The sequence below is a fragment of the Sphingomonas sp. genome (genome assembly GCF_040398505.1).
In the GTDB taxonomy this organism is placed as follows: Bacteria; Pseudomonadota; Alphaproteobacteria; order Sphingomonadales; family Sphingomonadaceae; genus Sphingomonas.
The window spans coordinates 1-14026 of the sequence record NZ_JBBATX010000070.1; the positions used below are offsets into that span (position 1 = coordinate 1).

Consider the following 14026-nt stretch of genomic DNA (forward strand, 5'->3'; position numbering starts at 1 on the left):
CCGAACGGCACGACCATATTATCCTTGCCATGCTCGATCGCCGCGCGCCCCAGATACGGCACCCCCATTTCGCCGCACCAGCGCGCGATCATCGTCTCGAGCGTCTCGCCCCATGGCGGATCGTTGGGCTGGATATCGCGCACCTGGCCAAGCCGCAACCCCGCCAGCCCCTTCAATTGCGTGGCGTGCGCCATGGTGAACAACATGCGATCGATCCGGTAGAGCGGTTCGGAGACATCCTCGATCAGCAGCACGTGATCGGTCAGATCGGGCAGCCACGGCGTGCCGGTGAGCGCGGTGAGGATCGCGAGGTTGAAGGCGGCGGCTGGGCGCCCCTGGAACGCGGCGTCGAGGCCGGGGTCGAGCACCGTGCGGTCCTTGTTCACCAGCCAGCGCAAACTGCGCGCAAAGGCGATGCCGCCATCGCTGCGCGTCACGTCCGCAACCATCGGGCCATGGACCGGCAGCCCGATCTTCGCGGCGTACAAAGCGCCGAGCAGGAACCCCATGTCGGAATAACCGAGATAGGTTTTCCGACGCGCCGCGTCCCCAAGCTGGGGTAGCACGGTGTGGAGAATCCGGTTCGAGCCATAGCCGCCGCGCGCAAACCAGATCGCGTCGACGCTCGGATCGTTCGCCATCTCGACGAACGCGGCGGCACGCGTCGCATCGGGCCCGGCGAAATGCCCGTCGGACAGGAAGCATTGCGGATGGAAGACGAGATCGACCGCGGGCATCGCCAGCGCGGTCAGCCCCAGCGCGCGCGCGGCGAGCGCTTCGTCGATGCCGCGTGCGGGGGCCACTACGCCAATCTTCATGCCTGCTCCGTTGCGCTCCGCGTCGTCGCGGGATAGCGCGCAGTGATGGACAACGGCAAATCCTACTTTTTCGTCGGGATCGGCGGCAGCGGCATGATGCCGCTGGCGATGATCCTGGCCGGGCGTGGTGCGAGCGTGGCCGGATCGGACCGGACGCTCGACCGCGGCGCGCTGCCCGCCAAGTTCGCCGACCTCGCCGCCAAGGGCGTGACGCTGTTCGCGCAGGACGGATCGGGCGTGACGTCGGCCGAGCAAATCGTCGTTGCTTCGGCCGCGGTCGAATCGACCGTCGCCGACATCGTCGCGGCGGCGCGCGTCGGCGCGACGCGGAGGAGCCGGGCGGAATTGCTCGCCAGCTTGTTCAACCAAAGCACGCTGCCGATCGGCGTGGCGGGCACGAGCGGCAAATCGACCGTAACGGGTATGATCGGCTGGATCCTCCACGCCTGCGGGCGCGATCCGACGGTGATGAACGGCGCGGTGATGAAGAATTTCGCGACTCCGGATGCGCCGTTTGCCAGCGCGCTGGTTGGCAGCGGGGACGTGTTCGTCAGCGAGGTGGATGAAAGCGACGGGTCGATCGCTTTGTATCACCCCAAGATCGCGGTGCTCAACAATGTCAGCCTTGACCACAAATCGCTCGAGGAATTGCGCGCTTTGTTCGGCGATTTCGCGGCCAAGGCCGAGACGCCTATCCTCAACATCGGCGACGCCGAGACGGCCCCGCTCGCCGCGACGCTGGACCCCGCCACGCTCGTGACCTTCGCGGTCGAGCAGGACGCCGACCTGAGCGCGCGCAACCTGCGCCCGGGGCCGTTTGCGATTGCGTTCGACCTCGTCGTGGATGGCGTGACGCACGCGGTGCAACTCGCGGTGCCGGGCCATCACAATGTCTCCAACGCGCTGGCGGCGCTCGGCGCGACGCGCGCGGCGGGGGTGCCGCTTGACGCGGCGATCGCTGCGATCGCGGGCTTTACCGGCCTCAAACGGCGTTTCGAGCTGGTTGGAAAAGCGGCCGACGTCACGGTGATCGACGATTTCGGGCATAACCCCGACAAGATTTCGGCGACGCTCGCCACGCTCCACGCTTTTCCCGGGCGCTTGCTCCTGTTGTTCCAGCCGCATGGCTATGGCCCGCTCAAGGTGATGCGGCACGAACTCACCGCGATGTTCCGCGAGTCGCTCGGCAGCGACGACCTGCTCGTGCTGCCCGACCCGGTCTATCAGGGCGGCACCGTCGCGCGCGATGTAACGAGCGCGGATATCGTCGCCGAGATCGGCCCGCAGGCGCGGCACATTGCCGATCGCGCCGAGGCGATTGCGTGGATCGTCACAGAAGCGCGACCCGGCGACCGGATCGTGGTAATGGGCGCACGCGACGATACGCTCAGTCAGCTTGCCGCCGACATACTGCCCCACATCGCGCGCAAATTTGCGTGAACCAAAGGAGACTTCGATGTTCCGCCGCCTGTTCCTCGATCACCCCGCCTCGGTTGGGGAGAGCTATGCCGAGCATTTCCTAGTCGCCTCGCGGTTTGGCGTGACGATGATCGGCGCGGGAATCGCGGGCGTGGTGCACGGCTTCCTCCCCTTTGCGTTCCAGACCACCGGCAGCCGGACGGTGATGCGGTTGAACAAGCAAATCGTCGACAAGCGCGCCGCGGTGATGGCGGATGAAACGCAGCGGCGGACGGTGGAATACGTCATCTGAATCCTCCCCGGCACGGAGAGGATTTGTTTACCGCGCGCGCGCCGCTAAAGCGCCCTTATGCTCCGCATCACCGAACTTCGCCTGCCGCTGCACCACGCGGATGAGGAATTGCCCGCCGAGATCCGTAAGCGGCTGCGCATCACGCCGCGCGATGTGGTGCGCTTCGCCGTCGCGCGCCGCGCGCATGACGCGCGCGACAAGAACGACATCCAGCTTGTCTATTCGGTCGATGTGACGCTGCGCGACGAGGCACCCGTGCTCGCGCGGATGAAGAAGGACCGCAACGTCCAGCGCACGCCCGATACGTCGTACAAGTTCGTCACCAAGACTGCGGATTATAAGGGACCCCGCCCGGTGGTGATCGGCGCGGGCCCGTGCGGGCTGTTCGCCGGGCTGATCCTCGCGCAAATGGGGTTGAAGCCGATCATCCTCGACCGCGGCAAAGTGGTGCGTGAGCGGACCAAGGATACGTGGGCGCTGTGGCGGCGCGGTGTGCTCGACCCCGAAAGCAATGTGCAGTTCGGCGAGGGTGGTGCTGGCACCTTTTCCGACGGCAAGCTCTACAGCCGGATCAAGGACCCGCGCCATCTCGACCGCAAGGTGCTGATCGAGTTCGTCAAAGCCGGTGCTCCGCGTGAGATTTTGACCGAGGCGCATCCGCATATCGGGACCTTCCGCCTCGTCACGATGGTCGAATCGATGCGCGCGACGATCGAGGCATTGGGCGGTGAATATCGCTTCGAAACGCGCGTCGACGGGATCGACGTCGCCACCGATGGCGCGGGCGAACGACGGATGCGCGGGCTTCACCTGCACAACGGCGGCTATCTGGAGGCGGAGCACGTCGTGCTCGCGGTCGGGCATAGCGCGCGCGACACCTTCCACATGCTGCACGACGCCGGCGTGTTCGTCGAGGCGAAGCCCTTTTCGATTGGCGTCAGGATCGAGCATCCGCAATCGTGGATCGACAATGCCCGCTTCGGCGCGAATGCGGGCAATGCGGTCCTCGGCGCGGCGGAGTATCACATCTCGCACCACGCCAAGAATGGCCGCACCGCCTATAGTTTCTGCATGTGTCCGGGTGGCACGGTGGTGGCGGCGACCTCCGAAGCGGGGCGCGTCGCGACCAACGGGATGAGCCAATATTCGCGCAACGAACGCAATGCGAATTCGGGCATGGTCGTCGGGATCGACCCGGCGCGCGATTATCCCGACGGGCCGCTGGCGGGAATCGCGCTGCAACGTGAGATCGAGGAGCGCGCGTTCGTCGCGGGCGGATCGAACTATCACGCGCCCGCGCAATTGCTCGGCGATTTCCTCGCCGGACGCGCGTCGACCAAGCTCGGCAGCGTGACGCCGTCCTACCGCCCCGGCGTGACGATGACCGATCTCGCATTATGCCTGCCCGATTTCGCCGTCACCGCGATGCGCGAGGCGCTGGTGCAATTCGGCCGCGAAATCCCGGGATACGACCATCCCGATGCGGTGCTGACCGGCGTCGAAACGCGCACCTCCGCCCCCGTGCGGACGACGCGCGGCGAGGATTTTCAGAGCCTCAATACGTTGGGGCTGTACCCGGCGGGCGAAGGTGCGGGCTATGCCGGGGGGATTCTCTCGGCGGCGGTCGACGGGATCAAAGTGGCGGAGGCGGTGGGACTGGCCTGTATGGGACACTTGACAGACAAGCTTTCTTGACTGTAAAGCACCCTTCACAAACGTGAAAGGAAGCTTTCCATGTCCTCGCTCGCGCAAAAACGCTACAACCGTCGCACGATTGCGCTCAGCATCGTCTATGCGCTCACGCTCCTCGGAGCAGTCTACGCGTTCAAGCATCATTGGGTGTCGGGTGCCGCAGCCGTCATCGTCGGGGCGCTACCCGCGCTTCCGATCATTGGCATCTTCATCGCGATCGGCCGATGCCTGATCGAGGAAAGCGACGAGTATCTCCGGATGCTGATGGTGCGCCAGAGCTTGTGGGCGAGCGGCTTTGCGCTGAGCATCGCGACGCTGTGGGGCTTTCTCGAAAGCTTCGAGATCGTCGGCCATGTCGAATCCTATTATGTTGCGGTTTTGTGGTTCGGCGGACTCGGGCTTGGCTCGGCCATGAACAGGCTGACGCTTGGGAAGGTCGGGGCATGACCAACCGCCTGCGCGTGCTGCGCGCCGAGCGCGGGTGGAGCCAGGGCGATCTCGCCGACCGGCTCGAAGTGTCGCGCCAGAGCGTCAATGCGATCGAGACCGGGCGGTACGATCCCTCGCTCCCGCTCGCCTTCCGCATCGCGGAGCTGTTCGAGCGCGCCATCGAAGAGATTTTCGTCAGTCCGTCGAAGGAGGTTCAACCGTGACATATATCGCCATCCGCATCGCCGCCGCTGCGCTGCTGCCGCTGCTGGGACTGCAGCCTCAGGCGGCGCAGTGTGCGCCCGCCCCGGCCGCCACCCCGGCGACGCACCTCGACCACATCTCGATCCAGTCTCTCGGCCAGGGGCCGACGATCGTGCTGATCCCCGGCCTCGCTTCGCCACGCGCGGTATGGGATGGGGTGGTACCCGATCTGGCCAAGACGCACCGCGTGCTGGTGGTGCAGGTCAACGGCTTCGGCGGTGACGATCCGCGCGCCAATTTGAAGCCGGGGATACTCGACGGAATCGTCGCCGATCTCGATGGCTACATCGCGCGCTACAGGCTCGGGCGCGTGAGCGTGATCGGCCATTCGATGGGCGGGCTGGTCGGCATGATGCTCGCGCACGCGCATCCGGGCGATGTCGAAAAGCTGATGATCGTCGACTCGCTGCCCTATTTCGCGGTCCTGATGGCACCGCCGGGAATCGACCCGACCCCGGCGATGGTCGCGCCGCAAGCCGCCAAAATGCGCGACGCGGTCGCTGCCAATTACGGCACGCCGCTGAGCGACGAAGCCGTCGCCGCGCAGACGCGCGGACTAGCGATCAAGCCCGAGAGTATCGTCACGATGACGGCCTGGGCGCGCGCCGCCGACGCCCGCGTCACCGGGCAAGCGATGTACGAGGATTTGACGACCGACCTGCGCCCGGTGCTGGGCTCAATCACCACGCCGATGACCTTGCTCTACCCGTGGAACGCCGGCTCCCCCGCCAAGCCGATGGTCGACGCCTTTTACCGCAAGCAATATGCGGCGGCACCGCACATGACCTATGTCGATATCGGCGATGCGGCGCATATGGTGATGCTCGACCAGCCCGAGGCATTCAAGGCGGCGGTGCTGACGTTTGTGGCGGGGAAGTAGCGGCTTCTTACTATCTCGCTCCACCCCGGCGAAGGCCGGGGCCCAGTTGCGGAACGATATTTGGGTGCGCGCAGCGCTTGATCTGATAAACCTACGCGACTGGGCCCCAGCCTTCGCCGGGGTGGCGCATCGCGAATTGAGTGTGCGCCGCTTCCCCGGCTCCGCTCCGCGCGCTAAGTCGAGCGGATGACCGACGCCCCTGCCGCACCCGCCCGCCCCGCCCTCGCCTATCACCTGACCCCCGGCACCGGCCCGACGGTCGTGTTCCTGCCTGGGTACGGATCGGACATGGGCGGCACCAAAGCGCTCGCGCTCGAGGCGTGGGCAGTGGCGACCGGGCGCAGCTTCCTGCGCTTCGATTATGGCGGGTGCGGGCAAAGCGAAGGCGTGTTCGAGGACCAGACGCTCGCCGGGTGGCGCGACGATGTCGTGGCGATGCTCGATCAAGCGGTCGAGGGTCCGGCGGTGCTGGTCGGATCGTCGCTCGGCGGCTGGCTGATGCTGCTGGTTGCGCGCGACCGGCCCGACACGGTCGCGGCGCTGGTCGGCGTGGCACCCGCGCCCGATTTCACCGACTGGGGCTTCACCGTCGAGGAGAAGCTCGCTTTGCTCTCCGAGGGGCGGCTCGAACGCGTCGGGCGCTATGCCGATCTGCCGATGGTTTACACCCGCGCCTTCTGGCAATCGGGCGAGGCCAATCGCGTGATGTTTTCGGGCCTTGCGATCGATGTCCCGATACGGCTGCTGCACGGCATGAAGGATCCCGAGGTGCCGTGGAACCGCACCGTGCGGCTCGCCGAGTTGCTGCGTTCAGCCAATGTGCAGGTCCAGTTGATCAAGGACGGCGACCACCGCCTGTCACGCGATGCGGACCTCGCCGCGCTGATCGCGGCGGTAGAGGATGTGACGCGCGCCTTATGATCCTGCTGCTCTTGCTTGCCCAGGCCGCCACGCCGAGCGGCCCGCCCGCGCCGATCGCGGATCGCTACGAACATTGCCTCGACCGCGCGAAGAGCGATCCGACCGCCGCCGAAGCCGAAGCGGGCCAGTGGCAATTGGCGGGCGGCAGCTTCTTTGCCAGCCAGTGCCTCGGCATGGCCTATGCCAATGAAGCGCGCTGGTCGGCCGCCGCCGCGTCGTTCGAATCCGCCGCGCGCGCCGCTGAAAAGGCCGGGGACACGCGGGGGGCGAATTATTGGGCGCAGGCCGGCAATGCCTGGCTGGCGGCGGGGGATGCGTCGAAGGCGCGGAGCGCGCTCGACGCGGCGATCTCGGCGGGCACGCTGAAGGGTCAGCCGCTCGGCGAGGCGCATCTCGACCGTGCGCGTGCGATGGTCGCAGGCGACGATCCCGAGGGTGCGCGCGAGGATCTCGACCGCGCGCTCACCGAAGTTCCGGCCGATCCGCTGGCGTGGCTGCTCTCGGCGACGCTGGCGCGGCGCGAGCAGCAAGTGGTACGCGCGAAAACCGACATTGCCGAGGCATTGCAGCGCGGCGGGGACGATCCCTCGGTCCAGCTCGAGGCGGGCAACATTGCAGCGATGGCAGGCGACGAAGCGGGCGCGCGGGCAGCGTGGCGGCAAGCCGTGACGCTCAGACCCGACAGCGCAGCCGGCAAGGCGGCGGCAGCGGCGCTCGCGCAGTTCGAGGTCGCTTCCTGATCCCTTATACCTTCCCCGGCCAAGGCCGGGGCCCAGTGGCAGAGGTGGATCTGATCGAGCGCTGGCTGACCCTGTCGCTGGCACCGCGACTGGGCCCCGGCCTTCGCCGGGGAAGTGATGGGGGTAGCGCCGTGCTCTCTGGCCCCCTATCTGGGCGCAGAGCCCAAACCGGAGCAACCAATGAAATACCTCCACACGATGATCCGCGTGACCGATCCCGATGCGACCGTCGCTTTTTTCAAGCTGCTCGGTCTGGAAGAAGTGCGGCGGATGGAGAGCGCGGCGGGGCGCTTCACGCTGATCTTCCTCGCGACGCCCGAAGACATGACCGCACCCGGCCAGCGCGCCAGCGCTGAAGTCGAGCTGACCTATAACTGGCCGACCGAAGGCCAGGCACCCGAAGTCTATACCGGTGGCCGCAATTTCGGGCATCTGGCCTATTATGTCGACGACATTTACGCGACGTGCCAGCGGCTGATGGACGGCGGCGTCACAATCAACCGCCCACCGCGCGACGGCAATATGGCGTTCGTGCGCACGCCTGACCTGATCTCGATCGAATTGCTGCAGGACGGCGCGGCGCTCGCGCCAGCCGAACCCTGGGCCTCGATGCCCAATGTGGGGGAATGGTAATGCCGAGCACGCTCGAAATCGTCCGCATCCCCGCGCTCAGCGACAATTATGTGTGGCTGGTGCACGATTCCGCATCGAACGAGACGATTGTAGTCGATCCGAGCGAGGCAGCCCCTGTGCTCGCCGTCGCCGAGGCGCGCGGCTGGACGATCTCGCAGATCTGGAACACGCATTGGCATCCCGACCACACCGACGGCAACGCTGCGATCAAGGCGCTCGGCGCGACGGTCAGCGGCCCCGCCGCCGAAGCCGACAAGATCCCGACGCTCGACGTGCCGCTGCGTGAGGGCGACAGCGTGCGGATCGGCAACCACGTCGCACACGTAATGGAAACGCCGGGGCATACCGCCGGGCACATCGTGTTCCACATGCCCGAGGATGCGGCGCTGTTCAGCGGCGACACGCTGTTCGCGATGGGCTGCGGCCGTTTGTTCGAGGGCGGGCCGGCGCAGATGTACGCCAATATGCAGCGGCTTGCGGTGTTGCCACCCGAGACGATCGTCTATTGCGCGCACGAATACACGCAGTCGAACGGGCGCTATGCGGCGGCGGCAGAGCCCGACAATGCGGCCGTCACCGAGCGGATGAAGGATGTTGACGCCAAGCGCGCGGCGGGCGAGCCAACCGTGCCGACGACGATCGCGTTAGAGCTTGCGACCAACCCCTTCCTGCGGGCTACCTCGGCCGAACAGCTTGCCGAACGGCGTGCGGCAAAGGATGTTTTTTAGGCGCGAGATGCGGTATGATCGCTGCTGGGAGCGACGCTTTGAAAAGGACGCGTAGCATGTACCGTTTCATCCTTCCGGCGATCCTGCTGCTCGGCGGCGCATCGGCGCTGTCGGCGGACACTAAGGGCTATGAGGCCCGCCAGGCCGCGCAGGACAAGGTCGAGCTCGACAAGCAGCTATCCGGGCTGGTCGCGGGCAAACCAACAAGCTGTATCGACCCGATCCGCTACCGCGAGACCACGCGCGTCGGCGACACGATCCTGTACAAGAACGGTCGGAACGACATCATGCGCACCGATACCGGCGGCGGATGTTTCGGGCTGCGGCGCGGCGACGCAATCGTGACCCGGACCTTTGGTAGCCAGTTTTGCCGCGGCGATATCGTCCGCACCGTCGACTTGGTCAGCCGCATCCCGACCGGCAGTTGCAGTTTCGGCGACTTCGTCCCCTATCGCAAACCATGATCCGCGCGCTGGCGCTGGTGGCGGCGCTCGGCGCGGTCACCGCGTCGGACAGCAAGGATTTGGATCGTGCGCTCGCCGGCCGGGTTCCGGGGAAGCCGGAAACCTGCTTGTCAAACAACCGGATTTCGACCCCGCAAGTGATTGGCGACCGGATCCTGTTGTACCGCGACGGCGGTCGCGTGTGGCGCAACGATTTGCCCGAGGCATGTCCGGGACTCAATGACGACGTGATCATCGTTACCGAGGTGTTCGGCGGGCAATTGTGTCGGAACGACCAATTCTACACACTCCAACGCGGCGGCGGCGGGATCGCAGGGCCGCGCTGTCGGTTGGGGCATTTCGTGCCGTGGGACCGGGTGGCGGCGGCGCGTTGAGTTCGACCGGCTCACGCAACTCCGTTCGGCCCCGGACCTGATCCGGGGCTGTCGAAGCCCTGCGTGCCAGACATAGTACCGGACGTGTGGCACGCTGCCCTTCGACAAGCTCGGGGCGAACGGTTGGAGCGTAAGATCGTAAGGCGCGCTACAACACGAATCGGCTGAGGTCGGTATTGCGCGCAATCCCCGCCAGATGCGTCTCGACGTACGCCGCATCGACCACCACCGTCTCGCCGCCGCGATCCTCGGCGTTGAAGCTGACGTCCTCGAGCAGCTTTTCCATCACCGTCTGCAAGCGGCGCGCGCCGATATTCTCGATTTCGCCATTCACGTCGGCGGCGATCTTGGCGACCGCGCGGATGCCCTCGGGCGTGAACTCCACACCGACATTCTCGGTCGCGATCAGCGCGACATATTGCTGCGTCAGCGAGGCCTTGGTGTCGCTCAGGATCGCGACGAAATCGTCCTCGGTCAGCGCCTTCAGCTCGACGCGGATCGGCAAGCGGCCCTGTAGCTCGGGCAGCAGATCGCTCGGCTTGGCGACGTGGAACGCGCCGCTGGCGATGAACAGGATATGGTCGGTCTTCATCGGGCCATACTTCGTCGCGACCGTCGTACCCTCGATCAGCGGCAGCAGATCGCGCTGGACGCCTTCGCGGCTGACCGAGCCGCCGCGCACGTCCGACACGGCGATCTTGTCGATTTCGTCGAGGAAGACGATGCCGTTCGCCTCGGCATCGGCCAGCGCGATGCGCGACACTTCGTCTTGGTCGAGCCGCTTGTCGGCCTCTTCCTCGACCAGCTTGTCCCACGCAGCGGGGACGGTCAGCTTGCGGCGCTTGAGCTGACCCTGGCCGAACGCCTTGCCCATCATCTCCGACAAATTGATCATCTGCGCTCCGCCACCGGGCATTTCGAACGGCATGTGCGGTGCGGCTTCGAGTTCGATCTCGATCTCGGTATCGCGCAAATGGCCGTCATGCAGGCGCTGGCGGAAGGCTTCGCGCGTCGCCTCGCTCGCACCCTTGCCGGTCAGCGCGTCGAGCAGGCGCGTCATCGCGGCCTCCTCGGCCTTGTCCTTGACCGCGACGCGGCGGCGATCCTTCTCCAGCCGGATCGCTTCCTCGACCAGGTCGCGCGCAATCTGTTCGACGTCGCGGCCGACATAGCCGACTTCGGTGAATTTGGTCGCCTCGACCTTGATGAACGGCGCATCGGCGAGCTTGGCCAGACGGCGGCTGATCTCGGTTTTGCCGCAGCCGGTCGGCCCGATCATCAGGATGTTCTTTGGGGACACTTCGTCGCGCAGATCGGGCGAGAGCTGCTGGCGGCGCCAGCGGTTGCGCATCGCGACCGCGACCGCGCGCTTGGCGTCCTGCTGACCGATAATGTGCTCGTCGAGCGCGCGGACGATGGCTTTGGGGGTAAGGGCGTCGTTCATTTTCTCTTCTTCCCCCCTCCCGCTTGCGGGAGGGGTCGGGGGTGGGCTCGCTTCATCCGCGAGCGATTGCGTGCGGGGAGAGCGCGCGCCCACCCCTCAATCCCCTCCCGCAAGCGGGAGGGGAGGAAAATCAGGAGGCTTCGAGGCTTTCCACCGTCAGCCGGTCGTTGGTATAGACGCACAGCTCGGCCGCGATGCCCATCGCCTTGCGGCAAATCGTCTCGGCATCGGCTTCGTACTCGGTAAGCGCGCGCGCCGCCGACAGTGCGAAATTGCCGCCCGATCCGATTGCGGCGATCCCGCCTTCGGGTTCGAGGACGTCGCCATTACCGGTCAGGATCAGCGTCACGTCCTTGTCGGCGACGATCATCATCGCCTCCAGATTGCGGAGATATTTGTCGGTGCGCCAATCCTTGGCCAGTTCGACCGCCGCGCGCAGCAATTGGCCGTGATGCTGCTCAAGCTTGCGCTCGAGCCGTTCGAACAGCGTGAAGGCATCGGCGGTCGCCCCGGCGAACCCGCCGATTACCGAGCCGTCGCCGAGCCGCCGCACCTTCTTGGCATTGGGCTTCATCACCGTCTGGCCTTGCGTCACCTGACCGTCTCCGGCGACGACAACGCGGCCATTCTTGCGCACGGACAGGATCGTGGTGCCGTGCCACACCATTTTGTTCTCGCTCATGTCAGGCGATATGGGGCGGTGATCGGCGCGGTTCAATCCATGGCTTGCGCGAGCGACCCGGGCGAGGCGATAGTGCGCGCAAGGGGGGAGCGCTATGCCAGACCATGCCGAACGGCCCGACCATCCGCTCGAGCGGCTGATCTTCTTTTCCGATGCGGTGTTCGCGATTGCGATCACGCTGCTGATCATCGAGGTGCATCCGCCGCATTTGCCGTTCGGATCGCCGTGGCAAGCCTATGTCAACGCGCTGCTCACGCTGTGGCCCAATCTGTTTGGCTTCTTCGTCAGCTTCTTCGTGATTGGCGCATTCTGGTCGGGGCACCACCGCGCCTTCGCGCTGGCCGGGCGGTATTCGGACCGGCTGGTCGGCCCCAATTTGCAGATGCTGTGCGCGATCGTGTTCATGCCGTTTGCGACCGCGTTCATGAGCGCGAATGGCGGGATGCTGGTGCCCTCGGTCCTGTACGCGCTGACCCTGGTGGCGACAGGCCTGCTCAACATCCGGCTCGTGCGGATCACGACCAGCCCGGGGATCGTGCGATCCGACGTCTCCGCGATCGATATCGCCTATACCCGCGCGCGCGGCGGGGGCGTGGTGCTGGGCGCGATGGTATCGATCCCGATCGCGTTCTGGTTCGCACCGCTCAGCCAGTTGGGGCTGCTGACGATCCCGCTGTTCCAGTGGCTGTTGCGACGACGCGTGACGCGGCGGTTTGCGCGCGCCGCCTAGTTGGGCAGGCCCGGGGGCGGGCGCAGCGCTTCGCGTTCGGCCGCGGTCATCGGCGCGGCCATGTCGGGGCGGAACGCGGGGAGCGCGCGGTCGTCCTCGGCGTGGTCTGCCACGAGCAGATCGGTCGGCACATGGCCTTGCTCCGGCTTGCCGGTCAGCAACGCCATGATGCGACCCCGCGTAAGAAAGGCGGCAATCCCGGCCCCGGCGGCCAGCGCCACCGCACCGAGCGACCACGCCGTCTTGGGGGTGACCGGCGGGAGCGCTGCCGCGAGCGACCGCCGGTCGGCCGTCGCGACCTTTGGGACCGACGCGGTTTCGGGTTTGGCGGCACGTGTCGTGGCGGGTTTGGTGCGCGCTGGCGGCGCAACCACAGGGGCGACGGCCTTGCGCGTGGTCGCGCGCTTGGGCACCGGCCGGGCGGCGGCGGGTGCCTTGGGCTCGGACGCAGCCGCGGGTGGCGCGGCGCGGGGCGTGGTGGCCTTGGGCGGAGCGGCCTTGGCCGTGCTGGCCGTCCGCGAGGACCGGCGCGGAGCCGGCGTCGCGGGCTTTGCGCTCTTGGGAGCCTTGGGGGGTTCTGGTGGCATTGCCATGGTCGCGGTCTCGATCGGGGTTGCGTCAGCGTAAGCGGCGCGGTGGTGTGTGCCACCGCGCCGCCGAAGGATCAACGGCAGCGACCGCCGCGGTTGCCATCCTTGTCGATCGCCTGGCCCGCCAGTGCGCCGCCGACGCCGCCGATCAGCGCGCCGAGCAGGCCCGAGCCGCCGGGTGCGATCGCCGCGCCGAGCGCGCCGCCCGCGACGCCGCCGACGATCAAGCCGGTCGTGCCGTCATTGCGGCGGCAATAATAGCGCCCGTCGCTGCCGCGATAGACGCGGTCGTTGGCGCTGAGCTGACGCTCCTGATAGCGGCGGTTGTCGTTGCGATAGTAACGCGACGCATCATAGCCGTTATACGCCGGATCGGGCCGGTCATAATCATACTGCGCGTAGCGGCTGTCATAGCCCCGCGCCGGGCCGTTGCCATAGTCGGAGCAGCCGGCAAGGGCGACGGTTGCGGCCAACAGGCCAAGGGTGAGCGTGCGCATGGGAAATCCTCCTGGGTTCGTTGTGGAGGTGGAATGCTTGGGGCGGCGAAAGGTTGCGGCGCGCCGCGCCAGGTGCAGCAAAGCTGCACCGCGCGAGGAGGCGCGCCCGGCCGGCGCGGCCAGCAGCCGCGTCCGACGACGCGGCTTTGCCGCGGCGCGCCCACGCGCGGAAGTTTAGGCGAACGTCAGGCATAAACACATCCCCCGCCCCGTCCTAAAGTCACACATGAGTCTCACCATCGACACGCTTCCCGCCCCCCTAAAGTCACACAGAGTCGCACCATCGGCGCGCTATCCGCGCAGCCCGAGCGCCCGCTCCATCGCCGCGATTGCGGCGCGGGTTTGGTCCGACAGCAAAGCGGTGGTGCCGATCAGGCGCGCCTCGACCAGCCGCGCCCACTGCGCGCGGATGTCGTGCTCGGCGGCGGT

The 14026-nt window shown here is 66.7% G+C and carries 18 protein-coding genes; 13 read left to right on the forward strand and 5 right to left on the reverse strand.

Annotated elements, in window-relative coordinates; all coding sequences use genetic code 11:
• Nucleotides 1-818: LD-carboxypeptidase (locus ABWP09_RS09785; protein WP_353204957.1), on the reverse strand; the 818-nt coding region annotated here is incomplete at its 3' end.
• Between the two features lie 45 nt (nucleotides 819-863).
• Here ABWP09_RS09785 and ABWP09_RS09790 point away from each other — a divergent pair.
• From ABWP09_RS09790 to ABWP09_RS09845, 12 genes are all read left to right on the forward strand, one after another.
• Nucleotides 864-2258: a UDP-N-acetylmuramate--L-alanine ligase gene (locus ABWP09_RS09790; RefSeq protein WP_353204958.1), complete on the forward strand. Its 1395-nt coding sequence runs from the start codon at nucleotides 864-866 to the stop codon at nucleotides 2256-2258.
• A 16-nt stretch (nucleotides 2259-2274) separates the two neighbouring features.
• On the forward strand, nucleotides 2275-2529 hold the full coding sequence (locus ABWP09_RS09795) for a DUF6356 family protein (RefSeq protein WP_353204959.1): 255 nt from the start codon (nucleotides 2275-2277) through the stop codon (nucleotides 2527-2529).
• A gap of 57 nt (nucleotides 2530-2586) precedes the next feature.
• A complete protein-coding gene (locus tag ABWP09_RS09800; protein WP_353204960.1) occupies nucleotides 2587-4224 on the forward strand; it encodes an NAD(P)/FAD-dependent oxidoreductase in 1638 nt (545 codons plus the stop codon).
• Between the two features lie 39 nt (nucleotides 4225-4263).
• Nucleotides 4264-4668 carry a hypothetical protein gene (locus ABWP09_RS09805; protein WP_353204961.1) on the forward strand — a complete coding sequence of 135 codons (405 nt, stop codon included), beginning with the start codon at nucleotides 4264-4266 and terminating at the stop codon, nucleotides 4666-4668.
• Nucleotides 4665-4874 carry a helix-turn-helix transcriptional regulator gene (locus tag ABWP09_RS09810; protein ID WP_353204962.1) on the forward strand — a complete coding sequence of 70 codons (210 nt, stop codon included), beginning with the start codon at nucleotides 4665-4667 and terminating at the stop codon, nucleotides 4872-4874. The genes ABWP09_RS09805 and ABWP09_RS09810 overlap by 4 nt, the downstream gene beginning before the upstream one ends.
• Complete coding sequence (locus ABWP09_RS09815) at nucleotides 4871-5794, forward strand: alpha/beta fold hydrolase (protein ID WP_353204963.1); 924 nt, start codon at nucleotides 4871-4873, stop codon at nucleotides 5792-5794. The genes ABWP09_RS09810 and ABWP09_RS09815 overlap by 4 nt, the downstream gene beginning before the upstream one ends.
• Nucleotides 5795-5980: 186 nt before the next feature.
• Nucleotides 5981-6715 carry an alpha/beta fold hydrolase gene (locus ABWP09_RS09820; RefSeq protein WP_353204964.1) on the forward strand — a complete coding sequence of 245 codons (735 nt, stop codon included), beginning with the start codon at nucleotides 5981-5983 and terminating at the stop codon, nucleotides 6713-6715.
• Nucleotides 6712-7455 carry a tetratricopeptide repeat protein gene (locus ABWP09_RS09825; protein ID WP_353204965.1) on the forward strand — a complete coding sequence of 248 codons (744 nt, stop codon included), beginning with the start codon at nucleotides 6712-6714 and terminating at the stop codon, nucleotides 7453-7455. Before ABWP09_RS09820 ends, ABWP09_RS09825 begins: the two co-directional genes overlap by 4 nt.
• 180 nt (nucleotides 7456-7635) lie before the next feature.
• Nucleotides 7636-8088, forward strand: coding sequence for a VOC family protein (locus ABWP09_RS09830; RefSeq protein ID WP_353204966.1), 453 nt, complete (start codon nucleotides 7636-7638; stop codon nucleotides 8086-8088).
• Entirely contained in the window at nucleotides 8088-8816 is a 729-nt protein-coding gene (gene gloB / locus ABWP09_RS09835) for a hydroxyacylglutathione hydrolase (protein ID WP_353204967.1), read from the forward strand. The genes ABWP09_RS09830 and gloB overlap by 1 nt, the downstream gene beginning before the upstream one ends.
• A gap of 56 nt (nucleotides 8817-8872) precedes the next feature.
• Nucleotides 8873-9280: a hypothetical protein gene (locus ABWP09_RS09840; protein WP_353204968.1), complete on the forward strand. Its 408-nt coding sequence runs from the start codon at nucleotides 8873-8875 to the stop codon at nucleotides 9278-9280.
• Nucleotides 9277-9654: a hypothetical protein gene (locus ABWP09_RS09845; RefSeq protein ID WP_353204969.1), complete on the forward strand. Its 378-nt coding sequence runs from the start codon at nucleotides 9277-9279 to the stop codon at nucleotides 9652-9654. The genes ABWP09_RS09840 and ABWP09_RS09845 overlap by 4 nt, the downstream gene beginning before the upstream one ends.
• Before the next feature lie 148 nt (nucleotides 9655-9802).
• Here the strand turns inward: ABWP09_RS09845 and hslU are convergent, their stop codons facing one another.
• Together hslU and hslV are read right to left on the reverse strand one after the other, a co-directional pair.
• Entirely contained in the window at nucleotides 9803-11098 is a 1296-nt protein-coding gene (hslU, locus tag ABWP09_RS09850) for an ATP-dependent protease ATPase subunit HslU (RefSeq protein WP_353204970.1), read from the reverse strand.
• Between the two features lie 130 nt (nucleotides 11099-11228).
• Complete coding sequence (hslV, locus tag ABWP09_RS09855) at nucleotides 11229-11780, reverse strand: ATP-dependent protease subunit HslV (RefSeq protein WP_353204971.1); 552 nt, start codon at nucleotides 11778-11780, stop codon at nucleotides 11229-11231.
• Nucleotides 11781-11874: 94 nt separating this feature from the next.
• Between hslV and ABWP09_RS09860 the strand changes: the two genes are divergently transcribed.
• Nucleotides 11875-12510 carry a TMEM175 family protein gene (locus ABWP09_RS09860; protein ID WP_353204972.1) on the forward strand — a complete coding sequence of 212 codons (636 nt, stop codon included), beginning with the start codon at nucleotides 11875-11877 and terminating at the stop codon, nucleotides 12508-12510.
• Here ABWP09_RS09860 and ABWP09_RS09865 read toward each other — a convergent pair.
• Both ABWP09_RS09865 and ABWP09_RS09870 read right to left on the reverse strand, forming a co-directional pair.
• The gene (locus ABWP09_RS09865) at nucleotides 12507-13103 is read right to left on the reverse strand and encodes a hypothetical protein (RefSeq protein ID WP_353204973.1); all 597 of its coding nucleotides are present in this window, start codon (nucleotides 13101-13103) and stop codon (nucleotides 12507-12509) included. The genes ABWP09_RS09860 and ABWP09_RS09865 overlap by 4 nt on opposite strands.
• A 71-nt stretch (nucleotides 13104-13174) precedes the next feature.
• Nucleotides 13175-13597: a hypothetical protein gene (locus ABWP09_RS09870; protein ID WP_353204974.1), complete on the reverse strand. Its 423-nt coding sequence runs from the start codon at nucleotides 13595-13597 to the stop codon at nucleotides 13175-13177.
• Nucleotides 13598-14026 lie beyond the last annotated feature (429 nt).